General features: G+C 73.3%; 13 protein-coding genes. 11 read left to right on the top strand and 2 right to left on the bottom strand.

Annotated features, from left to right (window positions below):
* Positions 1-3 precede the first annotated feature (3 nt).
* Positions 4-711 (top strand): class I SAM-dependent methyltransferase, encoded by a 708-nt coding sequence (locus tag C1N81_RS32140; RefSeq protein WP_394434810.1) that lies wholly within the window; start codon positions 4-6, stop codon positions 709-711.
* A gap of 149 nt (positions 712-860) precedes the next feature.
* On the top strand, positions 861-1,949 hold the full coding sequence (locus C1N81_RS32135) for a S1C family serine protease (RefSeq protein WP_394434809.1): 1,089 nt from the start codon (positions 861-863) through the stop codon (positions 1,947-1,949).
* A 126-nt stretch (positions 1,950-2,075) separates the two neighbouring features.
* On the opposite strand, the gene C1N81_RS32130 is transcribed toward C1N81_RS32135, so the two are convergent.
* Complete coding sequence (locus C1N81_RS32130) at positions 2,076-2,300, bottom strand: hypothetical protein (protein ID WP_394434808.1); 225 nt, start codon at positions 2,298-2,300, stop codon at positions 2,076-2,078.
* A gap of 123 nt (positions 2,301-2,423) precedes the next feature.
* Here C1N81_RS32130 and C1N81_RS32125 point away from each other — a divergent pair, with 123 nt between their 5' ends.
* On the top strand, positions 2,424-3,629 hold the full coding sequence (locus C1N81_RS32125) for a bifunctional adenosylcobinamide kinase/adenosylcobinamide-phosphate guanylyltransferase (RefSeq protein WP_394434807.1): 1,206 nt from the start codon (positions 2,424-2,426) through the stop codon (positions 3,627-3,629).
* Between the two features lie 8 nt (positions 3,630-3,637).
* On the opposite strand, the gene C1N81_RS32120 is transcribed toward C1N81_RS32125, so the two are convergent.
* Positions 3,638-4,696: a class I SAM-dependent methyltransferase gene (locus tag C1N81_RS32120; protein WP_394434806.1), complete on the bottom strand. Its 1,059-nt coding sequence runs from the start codon at positions 4,694-4,696 to the stop codon at positions 3,638-3,640.
* A 248-nt stretch (positions 4,697-4,944) separates the two neighbouring features.
* On the opposite strand from C1N81_RS32120, the gene cobT reads away from it, so the two are divergent.
* From cobT to C1N81_RS32080, 8 genes are all read left to right on the top strand, one after another.
* Positions 4,945-6,111 carry a nicotinate-nucleotide--dimethylbenzimidazole phosphoribosyltransferase gene (gene cobT / locus C1N81_RS32115; protein WP_394434805.1) on the top strand — a complete coding sequence of 389 codons (1,167 nt, stop codon included), beginning with the start codon at positions 4,945-4,947 and terminating at the stop codon, positions 6,109-6,111.
* Positions 6,112-6,191: 80 nt separating this feature from the next.
* A complete protein-coding gene (locus C1N81_RS32110) occupies positions 6,192-7,931 on the top strand; it encodes a phosphatidylglycerol lysyltransferase domain-containing protein (protein ID WP_394434804.1) in 1,740 nt (579 codons plus the stop codon).
* A complete protein-coding gene (locus C1N81_RS32105) occupies positions 7,928-8,602 on the top strand; it encodes a hypothetical protein (protein ID WP_394434803.1) in 675 nt (224 codons plus the stop codon). The genes C1N81_RS32110 and C1N81_RS32105 overlap by 4 nt, the downstream gene beginning before the upstream one ends.
* Positions 8,603-8,611: 9 nt before the next feature.
* The gene (gene cobS, locus C1N81_RS32100; protein ID WP_394434802.1) at positions 8,612-9,382 is read left to right on the top strand and encodes an adenosylcobinamide-GDP ribazoletransferase; all 771 of its coding nucleotides are present in this window, start codon (positions 8,612-8,614) and stop codon (positions 9,380-9,382) included.
* A 142-nt stretch (positions 9,383-9,524) separates the two neighbouring features.
* On the top strand, positions 9,525-11,045 hold the full coding sequence (locus tag C1N81_RS32095) for a leucyl aminopeptidase (protein WP_394434801.1): 1,521 nt from the start codon (positions 9,525-9,527) through the stop codon (positions 11,043-11,045).
* Positions 11,046-11,321: 276 nt separating this feature from the next.
* Positions 11,322-12,710, top strand: a complete 1,389-nt coding sequence (lpdA, locus tag C1N81_RS32090) for a dihydrolipoyl dehydrogenase (protein WP_394434800.1) — start codon at positions 11,322-11,324, stop codon at positions 12,708-12,710.
* 116 nt (positions 12,711-12,826) lie between these two features.
* Positions 12,827-14,623 (top strand): 2-oxoglutarate dehydrogenase, E2 component, dihydrolipoamide succinyltransferase, encoded by a 1,797-nt coding sequence (gene sucB, locus C1N81_RS32085; RefSeq protein ID WP_394434799.1) that lies wholly within the window; start codon positions 12,827-12,829, stop codon positions 14,621-14,623.
* A gap of 154 nt (positions 14,624-14,777) precedes the next feature.
* A complete protein-coding gene (locus tag C1N81_RS32080; protein WP_394434798.1) occupies positions 14,778-15,401 on the top strand; it encodes a GntR family transcriptional regulator in 624 nt (207 codons plus the stop codon).
* The last annotated feature ends 25 nt before the right edge of the window (positions 15,402-15,426 follow it).

Below are 15,426 nucleotides of genomic sequence, written 5' to 3'. Positions count from 1 at the left end.
CTGGTGTCCCGGCAGCTCGACGAGCAGATAGCCGGCCGGTTCCCCGTCGGGCAGCGGCTGCGGGTGCTCGACGTGGGGATGGGCCAGGGCACGCAGGCGCTGCGCCTGGCCAGGGCCGGGCACAAGGTGACCGGCGTCGAGCAGGAAGCGGAGATGATCGCGGCGGCACGGCAGGCGCTCGCCGCCGAGCCCGAGGGCGTGCGCGAGCGGGTGCGGCTCGTCGAGGGCGACGGCCGGGAGACCGGCGTCCACTTCCTGCCCGGCAGCTTCGACGTCGTGCTCTGCCACGGCGTCCTGATGTACGTGGAGGAGCCGGACGCGCTGCTCGCGGGCCTCGCGCGGATGCTGGCCCCGGGCGGCCTGCTCTCGCTGCTCGTGCGGAACGCGGACGCGCTCGCGATGCGGCCGGGCCTCGCCGGTGACTGGGTCACCGCGCTCGGCGCGTTCGACTCCACGAACTATCGCAACCGGCTCGGGCTCGATGTCCGGGCGGACCGGCTGTCCACCCTGACGGACACGCTCGCCGGGATCGGGGCGCCGCTGCACGCCTGGTACGGGGTGCGGGTCTTCACCGACCAGGCCGAGGACGGGCTGGAGCCGCCGGAGCGCGGGGAGCTGCAGACGCTGCTCGCGGCGGAGGAGCGGGCGGGTCGCACGGAACCGTACCGCCGGGTCGCGGCGCTGCTGCACCTGTGCGGGGTGCGCGGCTGACGGCTGTGCGCGTACGGGGCTGAACCCTGTGCGCATACGGGGCTGAACCCTGTGCGCGTACAGGGCTGAAGCCTGTGCGGTTGCGCGGCTGACGCCTGTTCGGCGGAGCGGGGCGGGCGGGCGCGGCGGGCGAACGTGACAATCCGGGCATGAACGTCTCTCGCGCGTCTGCACGCCGTACTTCGCCGATCGTCGCCGTCCTGTGCGCGGCGGCGCTCGCCTCGGGCTGCTCGGGCTCCGGTTCGCCCTCCGCCACGTCGTCCGGTTCACCGTCCGACTCGACCACCCAGGCCGCCCCCGCGGCGCCCGCGGCGGCCGGCAGCCTCCAGGACGACTACCAGAAGGTGATCAAGGACGTCCTGCCGTCGGTCGTCCAGATCAAGGCCTCGTCCGACCTCGGCTCCGGCGTCGTCTACGACGACCAGGGGCACATCGTGACGAACGCGCACGTGGTCGGCGACGAGAAGACCTTCGAGGTGACGACGGCCAACAGCACGGACACGCTGACCGCCGACCTCGTCTACGCGTACCCGGACCAGGATCTGGCCGTCATCAAGCTGACGAAGCGCCCCGAGGGGCTGAAGGCGGCGCGGTTCGGGGACTCCGCGAAGGTGGCCGTCGGACAGATCACGCTCGCCATGGGGTCACCGCTCGGGCTCTCCTCCAGCGTCACCCAGGGCATCGTCTCGGCGACCGGCCGCACCGTCAGCGAGAGCCGGTCCGGCGGCGGTACGGGCGCGACGATCGCCAACATGGTGCAGACCTCGGCGGCGATCAACCCCGGCAACAGCGGCGGCGCCCTCGTCAACCTCGACGGCGAGGTCATCGGCATCCCGACCCTCGCGGCGACCGACCCGGGCCTCGGCAACAGCTCGGCCCCCGGCATCGGCTTCGCGATCCCCGCGTCCATGGCCAGGACCGTCGCCGACCAGGTCATCAAAACCGGCAAGGTCACGGATTCCGGCCGTGCCGCCCTGGGCATCACCGGCCGCTCCGTCCTGGACGACGGCTACAAGCCCGCCGGGGTCGCCGTGGTGACCGTGACGAACGGCGGCGGCGCCCGGAAGGCCGGCCTGGAGCCGGGCGACATCATCACCCGCTTCGACGGCACGGACGTCCCGACGATGCAGTCCCTGTCGGAGGCGCTGGCGGAGAAGAAGCCCGGCGACAAAGCGAAGATCACCTACCTCAGGGACGACTCGGAGAAGACGGCCGAGGTCACACTGAGCGAGATCTGACCCGCCCCGCCCCCGGGGCAGCGGCGAAGCCGCGTGCCCCAGGGGCGCGGGGAACCGCGCGACCGGCCACGACGGGACCCGCGGCCGGAACGGCACCCGCACCCGCACCCCTGCGGCGCGAGCCGGTCACTCCTGCGGCGCCGCCGCTTCCGCGTGCAGGCTCATCGGCCCATAGATCACCGTGCTGTCCTCGGAGAGGGTGACCTGGTCCGCGCCGCCCTCGGCCAGCGCCTTCCAGTGTTCGCCGATCCACGACTCGGCGTCGCCCTGGGTCGTGAACTCCTCCGGCTGCACCGCCGGAGGCACCTCCGTGCCGTCGGACTTCTCGAACCGCCACGTCCATGCCGCCATGTCAGCCTCCTGGTACCGGATGTCCGATGTCCTGCTCTGATGTCCTGCTCTATGTCCTGCTGTGATGTCCCTGGAAGCGTAGCCGGGCGCGCGGCCCGTGCGGGGGCGCGGGAAGATCTTCTCGTGGAACTGACTCTGCTCGGCACCGGAGCCCCCGAAGGACTGCCCCGCCCCGACTGCCCCTGCGCGGCCTGCGCGACCGCGCTCGGGCCCCGCGCCCGCGCGGCGACGGCGCTGCTGGTCGACGGGGTGCTGCTGCTCGACCTGACGCCGGGCGCCGCGTTCGCCGCGGCCCGCGCCGGGCACAGTCTGGGCGGCGTGCGCCAGGTGCTGCTCTCGCATCCGCACGACGGGCCCGCGGTCGAGGTCCCGGCGGGCCTGCCGCAGCCCGCGCGGGTGCCGGACGGCCGGGAGCTGGCGCTGCTGACCGGGCACCGGGTGCGGGCGCTCGCCCTGGACGCGCCCGGCACCGGGTACGAGGTGGTGGGGCCCGAGGGCGAACGGGTGCTCTATCTGCCGCCGGGGGCCGCGCCCGCGGGGCTCGAAGGGGCGCGGAGCCCGTACGAGATGGTCGTCCTGGATGTGACCGGGCGCCCCGACGCCCTGGCGCGGCTGCGGTCCGTGGGGGCGATCGGGGCGACCACCGATGTCGTCGCCGTGCATCTGGACCATGACGTGCCGCCCGGCCCCGAGCTGGACCGGCGGCTCGCCGCCGCGGGCGCGCGGGCGGTGCCGGACGGGACGACGCTGATCGTCGGCGCCTACGAGAGCGTGCCCGACGTGCCGCGCAGGACGCTGGTCCTCGGCGGGGCCCGGTCGGGGAAGTCGGTGGAGGCGGAGCGGCGACTGACCGCCTTCCCCGACGTGCTGTACGTGGCGACCGGCGGCACCCGGGGCGGGGACACCGAGTGGGCGCAGCGCGTCAGCGTGCACCGTGAGCGGCGCCCCGGGTCGTGGCGGACCGCCGAGACCTGCGATCTGCTGCCGCTGCTCGCCGACGCGGACGATCCGGCGCCGCTGCTCGTGGACTGCCTGTCGCTGTGGCTGACGCACGTGATGGACGAGGTGGGGGCCTGGGACGACGCCGAGTGGGCGGGCGGGGGCGAGAGGGCGCTGCGGGAGAAGGTCGCCGCCCTCGTCGACGGGGTGCGGCGGACCCGGCGCACCGTCGTCGCCGTATCGAACGAGGTCGGCTCCGGGATCGTGCCCGCGACCGCGTCCGGGCGCCGCTACCGCGACGAACTCGGCCGCCTGAACGCCGCGTTCGCGGGCGAGTGCGAGCAGGTGCTCCTTGTCGTCGCGGGCCAGGCGCTCCCGTTGCGCGGCTGAGCCGGGCCCTACGGGTTGCGGCGGGCGATGATCCGGTACGCGTTCGAGAAGCGGGTGCGGCTGACCAGCGGGGCGAGCAGCAGGTCGGCCGCGTAGCAGGCGACGAAGGCGGGGGCCGCCACGTAGACGAGGACCTGGCGCAGGCGGCGCCGGAAGCGGCCCGGGGCCTTGCGCCACGGGTCGTCGCGGTCGGGCAGGCAGTGGCCGAGGAGCAGGGCGCAGGCGGCCGACAGGTCGAGCGGGATGTGCGGCTCGCGGCGGTCGACGGCGACGACCGTGAAGCCGAGGGCGCGCAGCTCGGTGCGGAGGTTGTCGAGCGGGATGAAGTGCAGGTGCTGGGGCTGGAAGTACGGCACCCACCATTTGCGCAGGAGTTTCGCGTAGCGGCTCTCGGGGTCGGGGACCTCGATGAGGAGGTGGCCGCCGGGGCGCAGGACGCGGTGGGCGGCCTTGAGCTCCTCGCGGGGTTCGACGGCGTGCTCCAGGTGGTGGAACATCGTCATGGCGTCGTAGCGGCCCGCCAGTTGGGGCGCGAGGTCGGTGAGCAGGCCGCGGTGGGCCCGCTGGATGTGGCCGCGTCTGCGGCCCTCCTCGACGGCCGGGCCGGCGTCGAGGCCGTCGAACGCGGTGTAGGGCAGGACCCGGCGGGCGACGGCGGGGAAGTGGCCGCGCCCGGTGCCGACGTCCAGCCAGCTCTCGGGCTCGATGTGCTGGTGCAGGGCGCGGGCCGCGCGCAGGTGGCGTTTGGCGGAGCTCTGCGGGCCGAAGATCTTCTCGGCCTGGTCGGCGTAGAGGCCGTCGTAGAAGTCGCGGTAGTAGAAGGCGAGGCCCTCGGGGGTGAGCCGGGGGTTCTGGAAGGAGTGGCCGCAGACCTCGCACTGGTCGACGGTGAAGGTGCCGGGTTTGTGCTGGAGCAGGTCGGTGGTGCGCAGCCGGGTGCGCAGCCGGGTGGAGCCGCACCAGGGGCAGTCGGGCCGCGGCGGTTCGTGGAAGCGGTCGGTGCCCTGGGCGAGTTCGGTGCGGTAGGCGGGGCGGCGGGCGGCCACGGCCTGCGGGGTGCGGGACATGTCTGCGTCAACTCCTGAGCGAGGCCTGACCGGGCTCCTTGTGGAGCCGGATGCCCGTGGGGCGCCGTCGTGCGGTACGACAATCCGATGTAAAGGTGAACGTAAGGGATGATCAGTCGCCACGCAATGACGCTACGGAGTCGGTGCGTCGCGGGAGGTGATGGCGGGTCAGGTGGGGAGCGGAGCGGCCACTGGGGAGCGCGGGACGTCCCCGACCCCCGGTGGGAACGGCCGGTACTGTTCGGCGAATGAGCTCGCTGAATCTCGACGACTTCACCGACCTGATCGAGCGCCCCGACGGCGGCACCCGCCGCGACGCCGAGGAGCGCAGGGCCCGGTTCGCCGTGCCGCCCGGCGCCCTCGGCCGCCTCGACGAGCTGGGCGAATGGCTCAGCGCCGCCCAGGGCTCGGTGCCGGTACGGCCGGTCGCGCGGCCGCGCGTGATCCTCTTCGCGGGTGACCACGGGATCGCCGGGCTCGGTGTCTCCAAGCGGGTCGCGGGCAGCGCCGCCGCCCTCGTCCGCGAGGCCGTCGAGGGCGCGAGCGCCGGAGCGGTCCTCGCCCGGCAGCTCGGCGTCGGCGTCCGCATCGTCGACATGGCGCTCGACTGCGAGCCGGACGAACTGCCCGCGGACGTCGTGAGCCGGCGGGTGCGGCGCGGCTCCGGGCGCATCGACACCGAGGACGCGCTGACCCTGGACGAGGCCGAGCAGGCGTTCCGCGCGGGCATGGCGCTCGCCGACGAGGAGGCCGACTCGGGTACGGATCTGGTGGTCCTCGGCGATCTCAGCGTGGGCGGCACCACGGCGGCGGCCACGCTCGTCGCGGCGCTGTGCGGCACCGATGCCTCCGTCGTCACCGGGCGCGGCGGCGACCCCATCGACGACCTGGCCTGGATGCGCAAGTGCGCGGCGGTGCGGGACGCGCTGCGCCGGGCGCGCCCGGTCCTCGGCGACCAGTTGCAGCTCCTCGCCACGGTCGGCGGCGCGGACCTCGCCGCCGCCACCGGCTTCCTGCTCCAGGCCGCGGTGCGCCGGATGCCGGTGATCCTGGACGGTGTCGTGTCGGCGGCCTGCGCCCTGGTCGGCCAGCGTGTCGCGTTCCGCGCACCGGACTGGTGGCTGGCGGCGCACATGAGCGGCGAGCCCGCCCAGGCCAAGGCGCTGGACCGGATGGCGATGGACCCGCTCCTGGACCAGGGCGTCCGGCTCGGCGGCGGCACGGGCGGGCTGCTCGCGCTGCCCCTGGTCCAGTCGGCGGCCGCGCTCGCGGCGGAGCTGCCGGAGGCGGAGCAGCCGAAGGCCGAGGAGTCCGACGGGGCCGATGCGTCCGGCGGGGCCGATGCATCCGGCGGTCCCAGCGAGCCCGGCGCGTCCGACGGGCCTGACGCTTCCGACACGCCCGGAGCCGAGTAGCGGTCGCCTGCCGTCCGGGGTCGGCGACGCCGACCCCAAATCACCCATAACTCCACCAAAACGCCCATATGCTCGCCTGCATGGGCGTCACCGGAGAGCCACAGGGCACCAGCACACCGACCTCACGGCGCGCCGCACGGTTCACCGACTGGTACCTGCGGGCGGTCACGTCCCTCAACCTGCTGAGCGCCGTCTGGTTCTCGTTCGGCCAGGACCTGCGGCGGCACAACGCGGAGAACTACTTCACCCCGTACCTCCTCGCGGCGGGGTTCTCCTCGGCGGTCGTCACCTGGTTCCTGGCCGTCACGATGCGGCGGCGCAAACGCGCGGCATGGATCCTCAACCTCGTCCTGAGCGGACTGTTCCTGCTGCTGTTCGGCTGCGTGATGTGCTTCCCCGAGGTCCGGCAGTACGCGCAGAACTGGATCTCGCTCGTACTCACCGCCGCGTTCGTGACCGCCCTGCTCCTGGGCCGCCGCGAGTTCCGCGCGAAGGGCGACCGCGCCAACCCGCGCCTCGCCGCGGCCGTCGCGGTCCTCGGGTCCCTCGCCGCCTCGCTGGCCGCCGCGCTCCTGGTCACCCTCACCGATCGCGGTGACGGCGCGACGTTCCCGGAGCGCTGGCGCTACGGCGCGCTGCGCCTCGTCTCGGTCGCCGCCGACGACTCCCGCCGCCCGGGCATCACCACCCCGCACTGGGTCGACGTCGTCGTCAACGTCCTCTCCACCGCCCTGCTGATCGCCGTCGTCCACGCCGCCTTCCGCTGCCGCCGCGCCGTCGCACCCCTCTCCCCCGAGGACGAGTCGCGGCTGCGCGCACTGCTCGCCAAGGGCGGCGCCCGCGACTCGCTCGGCTACTTCGCGCTGCGCCGCGAGAAGAGCGTCGTCTGGTCCCCGAGCGGCAAGGCCGCGGTGACCTACCGGGTGCTCGGCGGCGTCTCCCTCGCCTCCGGCGACCCGATCGGCGATCCGGAGGCGTGGCCGGGCGCCATCACGGCCTGGCTGGCCGAGGCGCGCGCGCACGGCTGGCTGCCCGCCGTGATGGGCGCGAGCGAGGAGGCGGGGACCATCTACGCGCGGCACGGCCTGGACGCCCTCGAACTCGGCGACGAGGCTGTCGTGGAGACCGCCGGCTTCACCCTGGAGGGCCGGGCGATGCGGACCGTCCGCCAGGCCCACAACCGTGTCGGGCGCGCCGGCTACACGGTCCGCGTCCGCCGCCACGAGGACCTCCCCGCGGCCGAGATGGCGTACCTCCTGAGACGCGCCGACGACTGGCGCGACGGCGCCACCGAACGCGGCTTCTCCATGGCGCTCGGCCGCCTCGGCGACCCGGCCGACGGACAGTGCGTGATGCTCGAATGCACCGATGCGCACGGCGAGTTGAGAGCAGTGCTCTCTTTCGTGCCGTGGGGCGCCGCCGGGCTCTCCCTCGACCTGATGCGCCGTGACCGCGCCTGCGGCAACGGCCTCATGGAGTTCATGGTCATCGAACTCCTGCGCCACGCCCCCGAGATCGGGATCACCCACGTCTCGCTGAACTTCGCCATGTTCCGCTCCGTCTTCGAACGCGGCGCGCGACTCGGCGCGGGCCCGGTGCTCCGCCTGTGGCGTGCGCTGCTCAGCTTCTTCTCGCGGTGGTGGCAGATCGAGTCGCTGTACCGGGCCAACGCCAAGTACCGGCCCGTCTGGGAGCCCCGTTTCCTCCTCTTCGAGAAGAGCGCCGACCTGCCGCGCATCGGCCTCGCCTCGGCCCGCGCCGAGGGCTTCCTCGACGTACCGGTCCTGCGCCGCCGCCCCCGCCTGGAGCACCACGGATGACCGGCTTCCGCGCCTGGGCCCGCGGGGAGTGGGGGCCACTGGTCACCCTCGTACGCGCACGGCTGCGCGCCCGGCGATGGCGGTCGGTCCCGCTGACGGCGGGGGCCATGTTCCTGACGGCGGCGTTCCAGTACGTGCAGAACCAGCCCTGGGGTTACCGGTTCGTGCAGGACATCGGCTCGGTCCGCGCCGAGGACCCGTTCCCGCTCGCCCTGCTCCGCACGCCGCTCTCCCTCTTCGTCCCGGCGCTCGACCTGCCCGTCTGGGGCGCGCTCGCGCAACTCCTCGTCGTGTTCGGCATCGCCGAACTCTGTCTCGGCCGCCGCAGCACCCTCGCCCTCGCCTACGCGGCCACGCTCGCCGGCACCCTCTACGCGCGGCTCGGCGTCGCGCTCGGCCCGGACGGGCCGCTCGGCCTGCCCGCGTCCGACGCGCGGGTCGTGGACAACGGCCCGTCGGCGGCGGTCGTCGGCCTCGCGGTCTATGTGTGCTGGCGCCATCGGGCCCGCTGGACGGGCGCCCTCGTCGTCGCCCTGATGGTGACCGAGTGCGTGCTCGAACCGAACCTGGCGGGCAAGGAGCACCTCGCGGCGATCACCGCCACGTTCGCCCTGTGCGCCGCGACGGCGCTGCGGGACCGGCCCGCCGTCCGCGGATGTGTGCCGGGATAACCTCCCCCGGTGTCCGCAACAAGCTCCCGCGCCGCCCTCGCCGACGGCATACGTTTCGCCTTCGGGACCCTCACCGTCCTGCCCGTCAAGGTCACCCGCTGGGACCGGGACGCCGCCCGCACCGGCATGGTGTGCGCCCCGCTGGCCGGCCTGTTCGTCGGGCTCGCGGCGGCAGCCCTCGGCGCGGCGCTGACCTTCCTCGGCGCGGGCGCGCTCCTCGCGGCGGTCGCCTCCGTCGCGGTCCCCGCGGTCCTCACCCGGGGCCTGCACCTGGACGGCCTCGCGGACGTCGCCGACGGCCTGGGCAGCGGGAAGCCTCCGGCGGACGCGCTGGCCATCATGAAGCAGTCGGACATCGGCCCGTTCGGCGTCGTGACCCTGGTGCTCACCCTGCTCGCCCAGGTCGCCGTCCTGGCCCAGCTGTACGCGGACTCCTGGGTCCGCGGCGCCCTCGCGGCCGTCGTCTCGGCGGTGACGGCCCGCCTCGCCCTCACCTTCGCCTCCCGCACCGGCGTCCCCGCCGCCCGCCCCGAGGGCCTGGGCGCGGCGGTGGCCGAGACGGTGTCGCCGCGCACCGCCCTGTGGACGGGCGCGGTGATCGCCGTCCTGGCGGCTCCTCTCTCACCGCCGGCGACCCCCGCCGTCGTCCTGGGCTGCGGCGCGGCCGAACTGCTCCTGCGCCGGTGCGTACGCAGGTTCGGCGGGGTGACGGGGGACGTGTTCGGCGCGGTGGCGGAGACGGCGGCGACGGCCGCCCTGGTGACGCTGGCCGTCGGTTGAGCCCCGCCCTCGTACGAGAGGCGGCGGGGTCCGGGGCGGAGCCCCGGGACGGCCACCTCGACGGGGCGGCACGAACGGCAGCGGCGTAGGCTCGCAACCGGGCCACCCCAACCCCGCAACACGAAAGAGGGACCTCACCACAGTGACTGCTCTGACTCTCAGCACCGCCGCGGCCAGCGGCCTGCGCGCCGACGCGATCGTCGTCGGTGTCGCCAAGGGCGACAAGGGCCTGGTCGTCGCGCCCGGCGCGGAGGCCGTGGACAAGGCGTACGACGGCAAGCTCGCCTCCGTCCTGGAGACCCTCGGCGCCACGGGCGGCGAGGGCGAGGTGACCAAGCTCCCCGCGCCCTCCGGCTTCAAGGCGCCGGTGGTGCTGGCGGTCGGTCTCGGTGCCCAGCCTGAGGACGACGAGGTGTTCGACGCCGAGTCGCTGCGCCGCGCGGCGGGTGTCGCCGCCCGCACCCTCGCCGGTGCGAAGAAGGCCGCGTTCGCGCTGCCCGTCGAGGACGCCGAGGACGCCGGTGCGATCGCCGAGGGCGCGCTGCTCGGCGCGTACTCCTTCGACGCCTACAAGGAGTCCGCGAAGGACCCGAAGAACGGCAAGGCGCCCCTCGCCGAGGTGGCCCTGCTCGGCACCAAGCCGCGCGACAAGGCGTACAAGGCCGAGATCGAGCGCGCCCTCGCGCTCGGCGAGGAGCTGAACCGCGCCCGCGACCTGATCAACACCCCGCCGAACGACCTCAACCCGGAGGCCTTCGCCGCCGTCGCCCAGGCGGCCGGCAAGGAGCACGGCATCAAGGTGCAGGTCCTCGACGAGAAGGCCCTGGTCAAGGGCGGCTACGGCGGCATCCTCGGGGTCGGCGCCGGTTCCGCCTCCGGCCCGCGCCTGGTGAAGCTCTCCTACACGAGCTCCAAGGCGGACAAGCACCTCGCCTTCGTCGGCAAGGGCATCACGTACGACTCGGGCGGCATCTCGCTGAAGCCGGCCGGGCACAACGAGACGATGAAGTGCGACATGGCCGGCGCCGCCGCCGTGTTCGCCGCCGTCGTCACCGCGGCCCGCCTCAAGCTCCAGGTCAACGTCACCGGCTGGCTGGCGCTCGCCGAGAACATGCCGTCCGGCTCCGCCACCCGCCCCGGTGACGTCCTTCGCATGTACTCGGGCAAGACGGTCGAGGTGCTCAACACGGACGCCGAGGGCCGTCTGGTCCTGGCCGACGCGATCGCCAAGGCCTCCGAGGACGCGCCGGACGCGATCATCGACGTGGCGACCCTGACCGGCGCCATGGTGCTCGCGCTCGGCAACCGCACCTACGGGATCATGTCCAACGACGAGGCGTTCCGTACGGAGATCCACGAGATCGCCGAGGAGGTCGGCGAGCCGGCGTGGCCGATGCCGCTCCCCTCGCACCTGCGCAAGGGCATGGACTCGCCGACCGCCGACATCGCCAACATGGGCGAGCGGATGGGCGGCGGCCTGGTCGCCGGTCTCTTCCTCCAGGAGTTCGTCGGCGAGGGCATCACGTGGGCCCACCTCGACGTGGCGGGCCCGGCCTTCAACGAGGGCGGCCCGTTCGGTTACACGCCCAAGGGCGGCACCGGTTCGGCGGTCCGTACGCTGGTCCGCCTCGCGGAGCGCACGGCCGCGGGCGAGCTCGGCTGATCCCGCGTCGGCACTGGTGACAGCCCCGGGCGCGACCGCCCGGGGCTGTTCGCTTTCGACGAACATGCGGCGTCGGCCCGCTCCTGTCACACCCGCCTCCGGTGTAACCGGGGTCTCAGTGACCGGCCCGGCGTCCCGCATGCCTGCGACAAGTGCGAGGATGGGGGGCGGCAGGACAGGGCCCCCACCACAGGGCCGAAGAACGAGCGGCCGAACACCAGCCGCCGCGCGGTCATCGGAGACCGGCGTACGGCGCACATGCATGGAGGACGTGACGTGGCGAACGACGCCAGCACCGTTTTCGACCTAGTGATCCTCGGCGGTGGCAGCGGCGGTTACGCCGCGGCTCTGCGTGCCTCGCAGCTGGGTCTCGACGTCGCTCTGATCGAGAAGGGCAAGGTCGGCGGCACCTGCCTGCACAACGGCTGCATCCCGACGAAGGCCCTGCTGCACGCGGGCGAGATCGCCGACCAGGCGCGCGAGAGCGAACAGTTCGGCGTCAAGGCGACCTTCGAGGGCATCGACATCGAGGCCGTCCACAAGTACAAGGACGACGTCATCTCCGGGCTCTACAAGGGCCTGCAGGGGCTGATCGCCTCCCGCAAGGTGACGTACATCGAGGGTGAGGGCAAGCTCTCCTCCCCGACCTCCGTGGACGTGAACGGCCAGCGCGTCCAGGGCCGCCACGTCCTGCTCGCGACCGGCTCCGTGCCGAAGTCGCTGCCGGGCCTGGAGATCGACGGCAACCGCATCATCTCCTCGGACCACGCGCTGAAGCTGGACCGCGTCCCGAAGTCCGCGATCGTCCTGGGCGGCGGCGTCATCGGCGTCGAGTTCGCCTCGGCGTGGAAGTCCTTCGGCACCGACGTCACGATCGTCGAGGGCCTCAAGCACCTCGTGCCGGTCGAGGACGAGAACAGCTCGAAGCTCCTTGAGCGCGCGTTCCGCAAGCGCGGCATCAAGTTCAACCTCGGCACGTTCTTCGACAAGGCCGAGTACACGCAGGACGGCGTCCGCGTGACCCTCGCCGACGGCAAGACCTTCGACGCGGAGGTGCTGCTCGTCGCCATCGGCCGCGGCCCCGTCTCGCAGGGCCTCGGCTACGAGGAGCAGGGCGTCGCCATGGACCGCGGCTACGTCCTCGTCGACGAGTACATGCGCACCAACGTGGAGACGATCTCCGCCGTCGGTGACCTCGTCCCGACGCTCCAGCTCGCGCACGTCGGCTTCGCCGAGGGCATCCTGGTGGCGGAGCGTCTCGCCGGTCTCAAGACCGTCCCGGTCGACTACGACGGCGTGCCGCGGGTGACGTACTGCCACCCCGAGGTCGCCTCCGTGGGCATCACCGAGGCCAAGGCCAAGGAGATCTACGGTGCGGACAAGGTCGTCGCTCTGAAGTACAACCTTGCGGGCAACGGCAAGTCCAAGATCCTGAAGACCGCGGGCGAGATCAAGCTCGTACAGGTCAAGGACGGTGCCGTGGTCGGCGTCCACATGGTCGGCGACCGTATGGGCGAGCAGGTCGGCGAAGCCCAGCTGATCTACAACTGGGAGGCGCTGCCCGCCGAGGTCGCCCAGCTGATCCACGCCCACCCGACGCAGAACGAGGCGATGGGCGAGGCCCACCTGGCGCTCGCCGGCAAGCCGCTGCACTCGCACGACTGAGCGCGGCGTCCGCCACCACGCCACTGCGTCGCGAAAACTGGGCGCGACGACCGACCGACACAGACTTCCGCAACACGGCACCCGTGGTTGCGCATCGTTAAGGAGCAACAGAAACCATGGCGGTTTCCGTATCCCTTCCGGCGCTCGGTGAGAGCGTCACCGAGGGCACTGTCACCCGCTGGCTGAAGGCCGAGGGCGAGCGCGTCGAGGTCGACGAGCCGCTGCTCGAGGTGTCGACCGACAAGGTCGACACCGAGATCCCCTCGCCCGCCGCCGGCGTCCTGGCCTCCATCAAGGTCGCCGAGGACGAGACCGTCGAGGTCGGCGCCGAGCTGGCCGTCATCGACGACGGCTCCGGCGCCCCGGCCCAGGAGCAGGCCCCGGCCGCCGAGCCGGCGCAGCCCGCCGAGGCCCAGCCGTCCACCGAGGCCGAGGCCCCCGCCCCGGCCCCGACCCCCGAGGCGAGCGCCGGTTCCGGCTCCGCCGAGGGCACCGACGTGACGCTGCCCGCCCTGGGCGAGTCCGTCACCGAGGGCACCGTCACCCGCTGGCTGAAGGAGGTCGGCGAGGAGGTCGCGGAGGACGAGCCCCTGCTCGAGGTCTCCACGGACAAGGTCGACACCGAGATCCCCTCCCCCGTCGCCGGTGTGCTCCTGGAGATCACCGTCGCCGAGGACGAGACCGCCGAGGTCGGCGCCAAGCTTGCCGTCATCGGTGCGCCCGGTGCCGCTCCGGCCGCCGCGCCCGCGCAGCCCGCGGCCCCCGCGCAGGAGGCCCCGGCCCCGCAGCAGGCCGCCCCGGCGCAGCAGGCTCCGGCGCAGGAGGCCCCCGCCGCCCCGGCGCCGCAGGCCCCCTCGGCCCCGGCCCCGCAGCAGCAGACCGCCCCGGCGCCCGACCCGGCCCCGTCGCAGCCCGCCCCGGCCCCGGCCCCCGCGCCGGCTCCGCAGCAGGCCGCGCCGAAGGCTCCCGCGTCCGCCCCGGCGGACGACGGCGCCTACGTGACGCCGCTGGTGCGCAAGCTCGCCGCCGAGAACAACGTGGACCTGTCCACGGTCAAGGGCTCCGGCGTCGGCGGCCGCATCCGCAAGCAGGACGTCACCGCCGCCGCCGAGGCCGCCAAGGCGCAGGCTCCGGCCGCCGCCCCGGCCGCCTCCTCGGCGCCGAAGTCCCCGGCCCTGGAGGCGTCGCCGCTGCGTGGCCAGACGGTCAAGCTGCCGCGTATCCGCAAGGCCATCGCGGACAACATGCACAAGGCGCTGCACGACCAGGCGCAGCTGTCCTCGGTCATCGAGGTCGACATCACGAAGCTGATGAAGCTGCGTGCGAAGGCCAAGGACGCGTTCGCCGCCCGCGAGGGCGTCAAGCTGTCCCCGATGCCGTTCTTCGTCAAGGCCGCCGTCCAGGCGCTGAAGGCCCACCCGGTCATCAACGCCCGCCTGAACTACGACGAGGGCACGATCACCTACTTCGACTCGGAGAACGTCGGCATCGCCGTCGACTCCGAGAAGGGCCTGATGACCCCGGTCATCAAGGGCGCGGGTGACCTCAACATCGCGGGCATCTCCAAGAAGACCGCGGAGCTGGCCAACAAGGTCCGCACGAACAAGATCGCCCCGGACGACCTGTCGGGCGCCACCTTCACGATCTCCAACACGGGGTCGCGCGGCGCGCTCTTCGACACGGTCATCGTCCCGCCGAACCAGGTCGCCATCCTGGGCATCGGTGCCACGGTGAAGCGCCCCGTCGTCATCAACCACCCGGACCTCGGCGAGACCATCGCCATCCGTGACATGACGTACGTGACGCTCTCCTACGACCACCGTCTGGTGGACGGCGCGGACGCCGCCCGCTACCTGACGACGGTCAAGCAGATCCTCGAGGCCGGCGAGTTCGAGGTCGAGCTGGGTCTGTAGTGCTACGGGGTGCTTCGTGCGGCACCCCGTCCAGTACTTCGGTGGCGGCTGTTACCAGCCTCACCTGCGGCGCCCCCGCCCGGAGCACCTCCGGGCGGGGGCGCCGCCGTATTGTCTAGGTCGTCAACTCCCTTGGCCCTCCGGAGGAGCCCTCATGACCACGCCGGTCGTCCACTCGCTGCGCGAGCAGATCCGCGAGCACATCGTGGAGGGGATCGTCAGCGGCCGCTGGAAGCCGGGTGAGCGGATCGTGGAGCGCCGGATCGCCACGGAGCTGGAGGTCAGCCAGACGCCCGTACGGGAGGCCCTGCGGGAGCTGGAGTCGCTGCGGCTGATCGAGTCGGCGCCGAACAAGGGCGTGCGGGTCCGCAACCTCTCGGCGGCCGACCTGGAGGAGAGCTATCCGGTGCGGGCCGGTCTGGAGGCCATCGCGGCGGAGCTTGCCTGCGGCCGCCTCGCGGAGGACTGCTCGGCGCTGGAGCCGCACGTCGCCGCCTTGTATCGGGCCGACCAGGAGGCCGACGGGACCGCGCAGGTGCGGCACACGGTCGGATTCCACCGGGAGCTGGTGCGCGCCGCGGGCAATTCGGTGTTGCTGCACACCTGGGAGGGGCTCGGGATCGAGGTCTTCACGGCGCTGTCCATCCGGTGGCTGGGCACGGTTCAGCAGTCCTACGCGGAGGAGCACGAGGAGCTGGTCGCGGCGTTCCGGCGGCGGGATCCGGAGATCGCGGCGCTCGTGAAGGCGCATGTTCTCGGATGCGCGCCGCGTCCGTGACGACCCCGGACAGCGTCTGCCATGC

The sequence above is a fragment of the Streptomyces sp. SGAir0957 genome, assembly GCF_043523415.1.
Note: the sequence above shows the minus strand (reverse complement) of the source record. Positions and strands in the feature narration are given on the sequence as shown.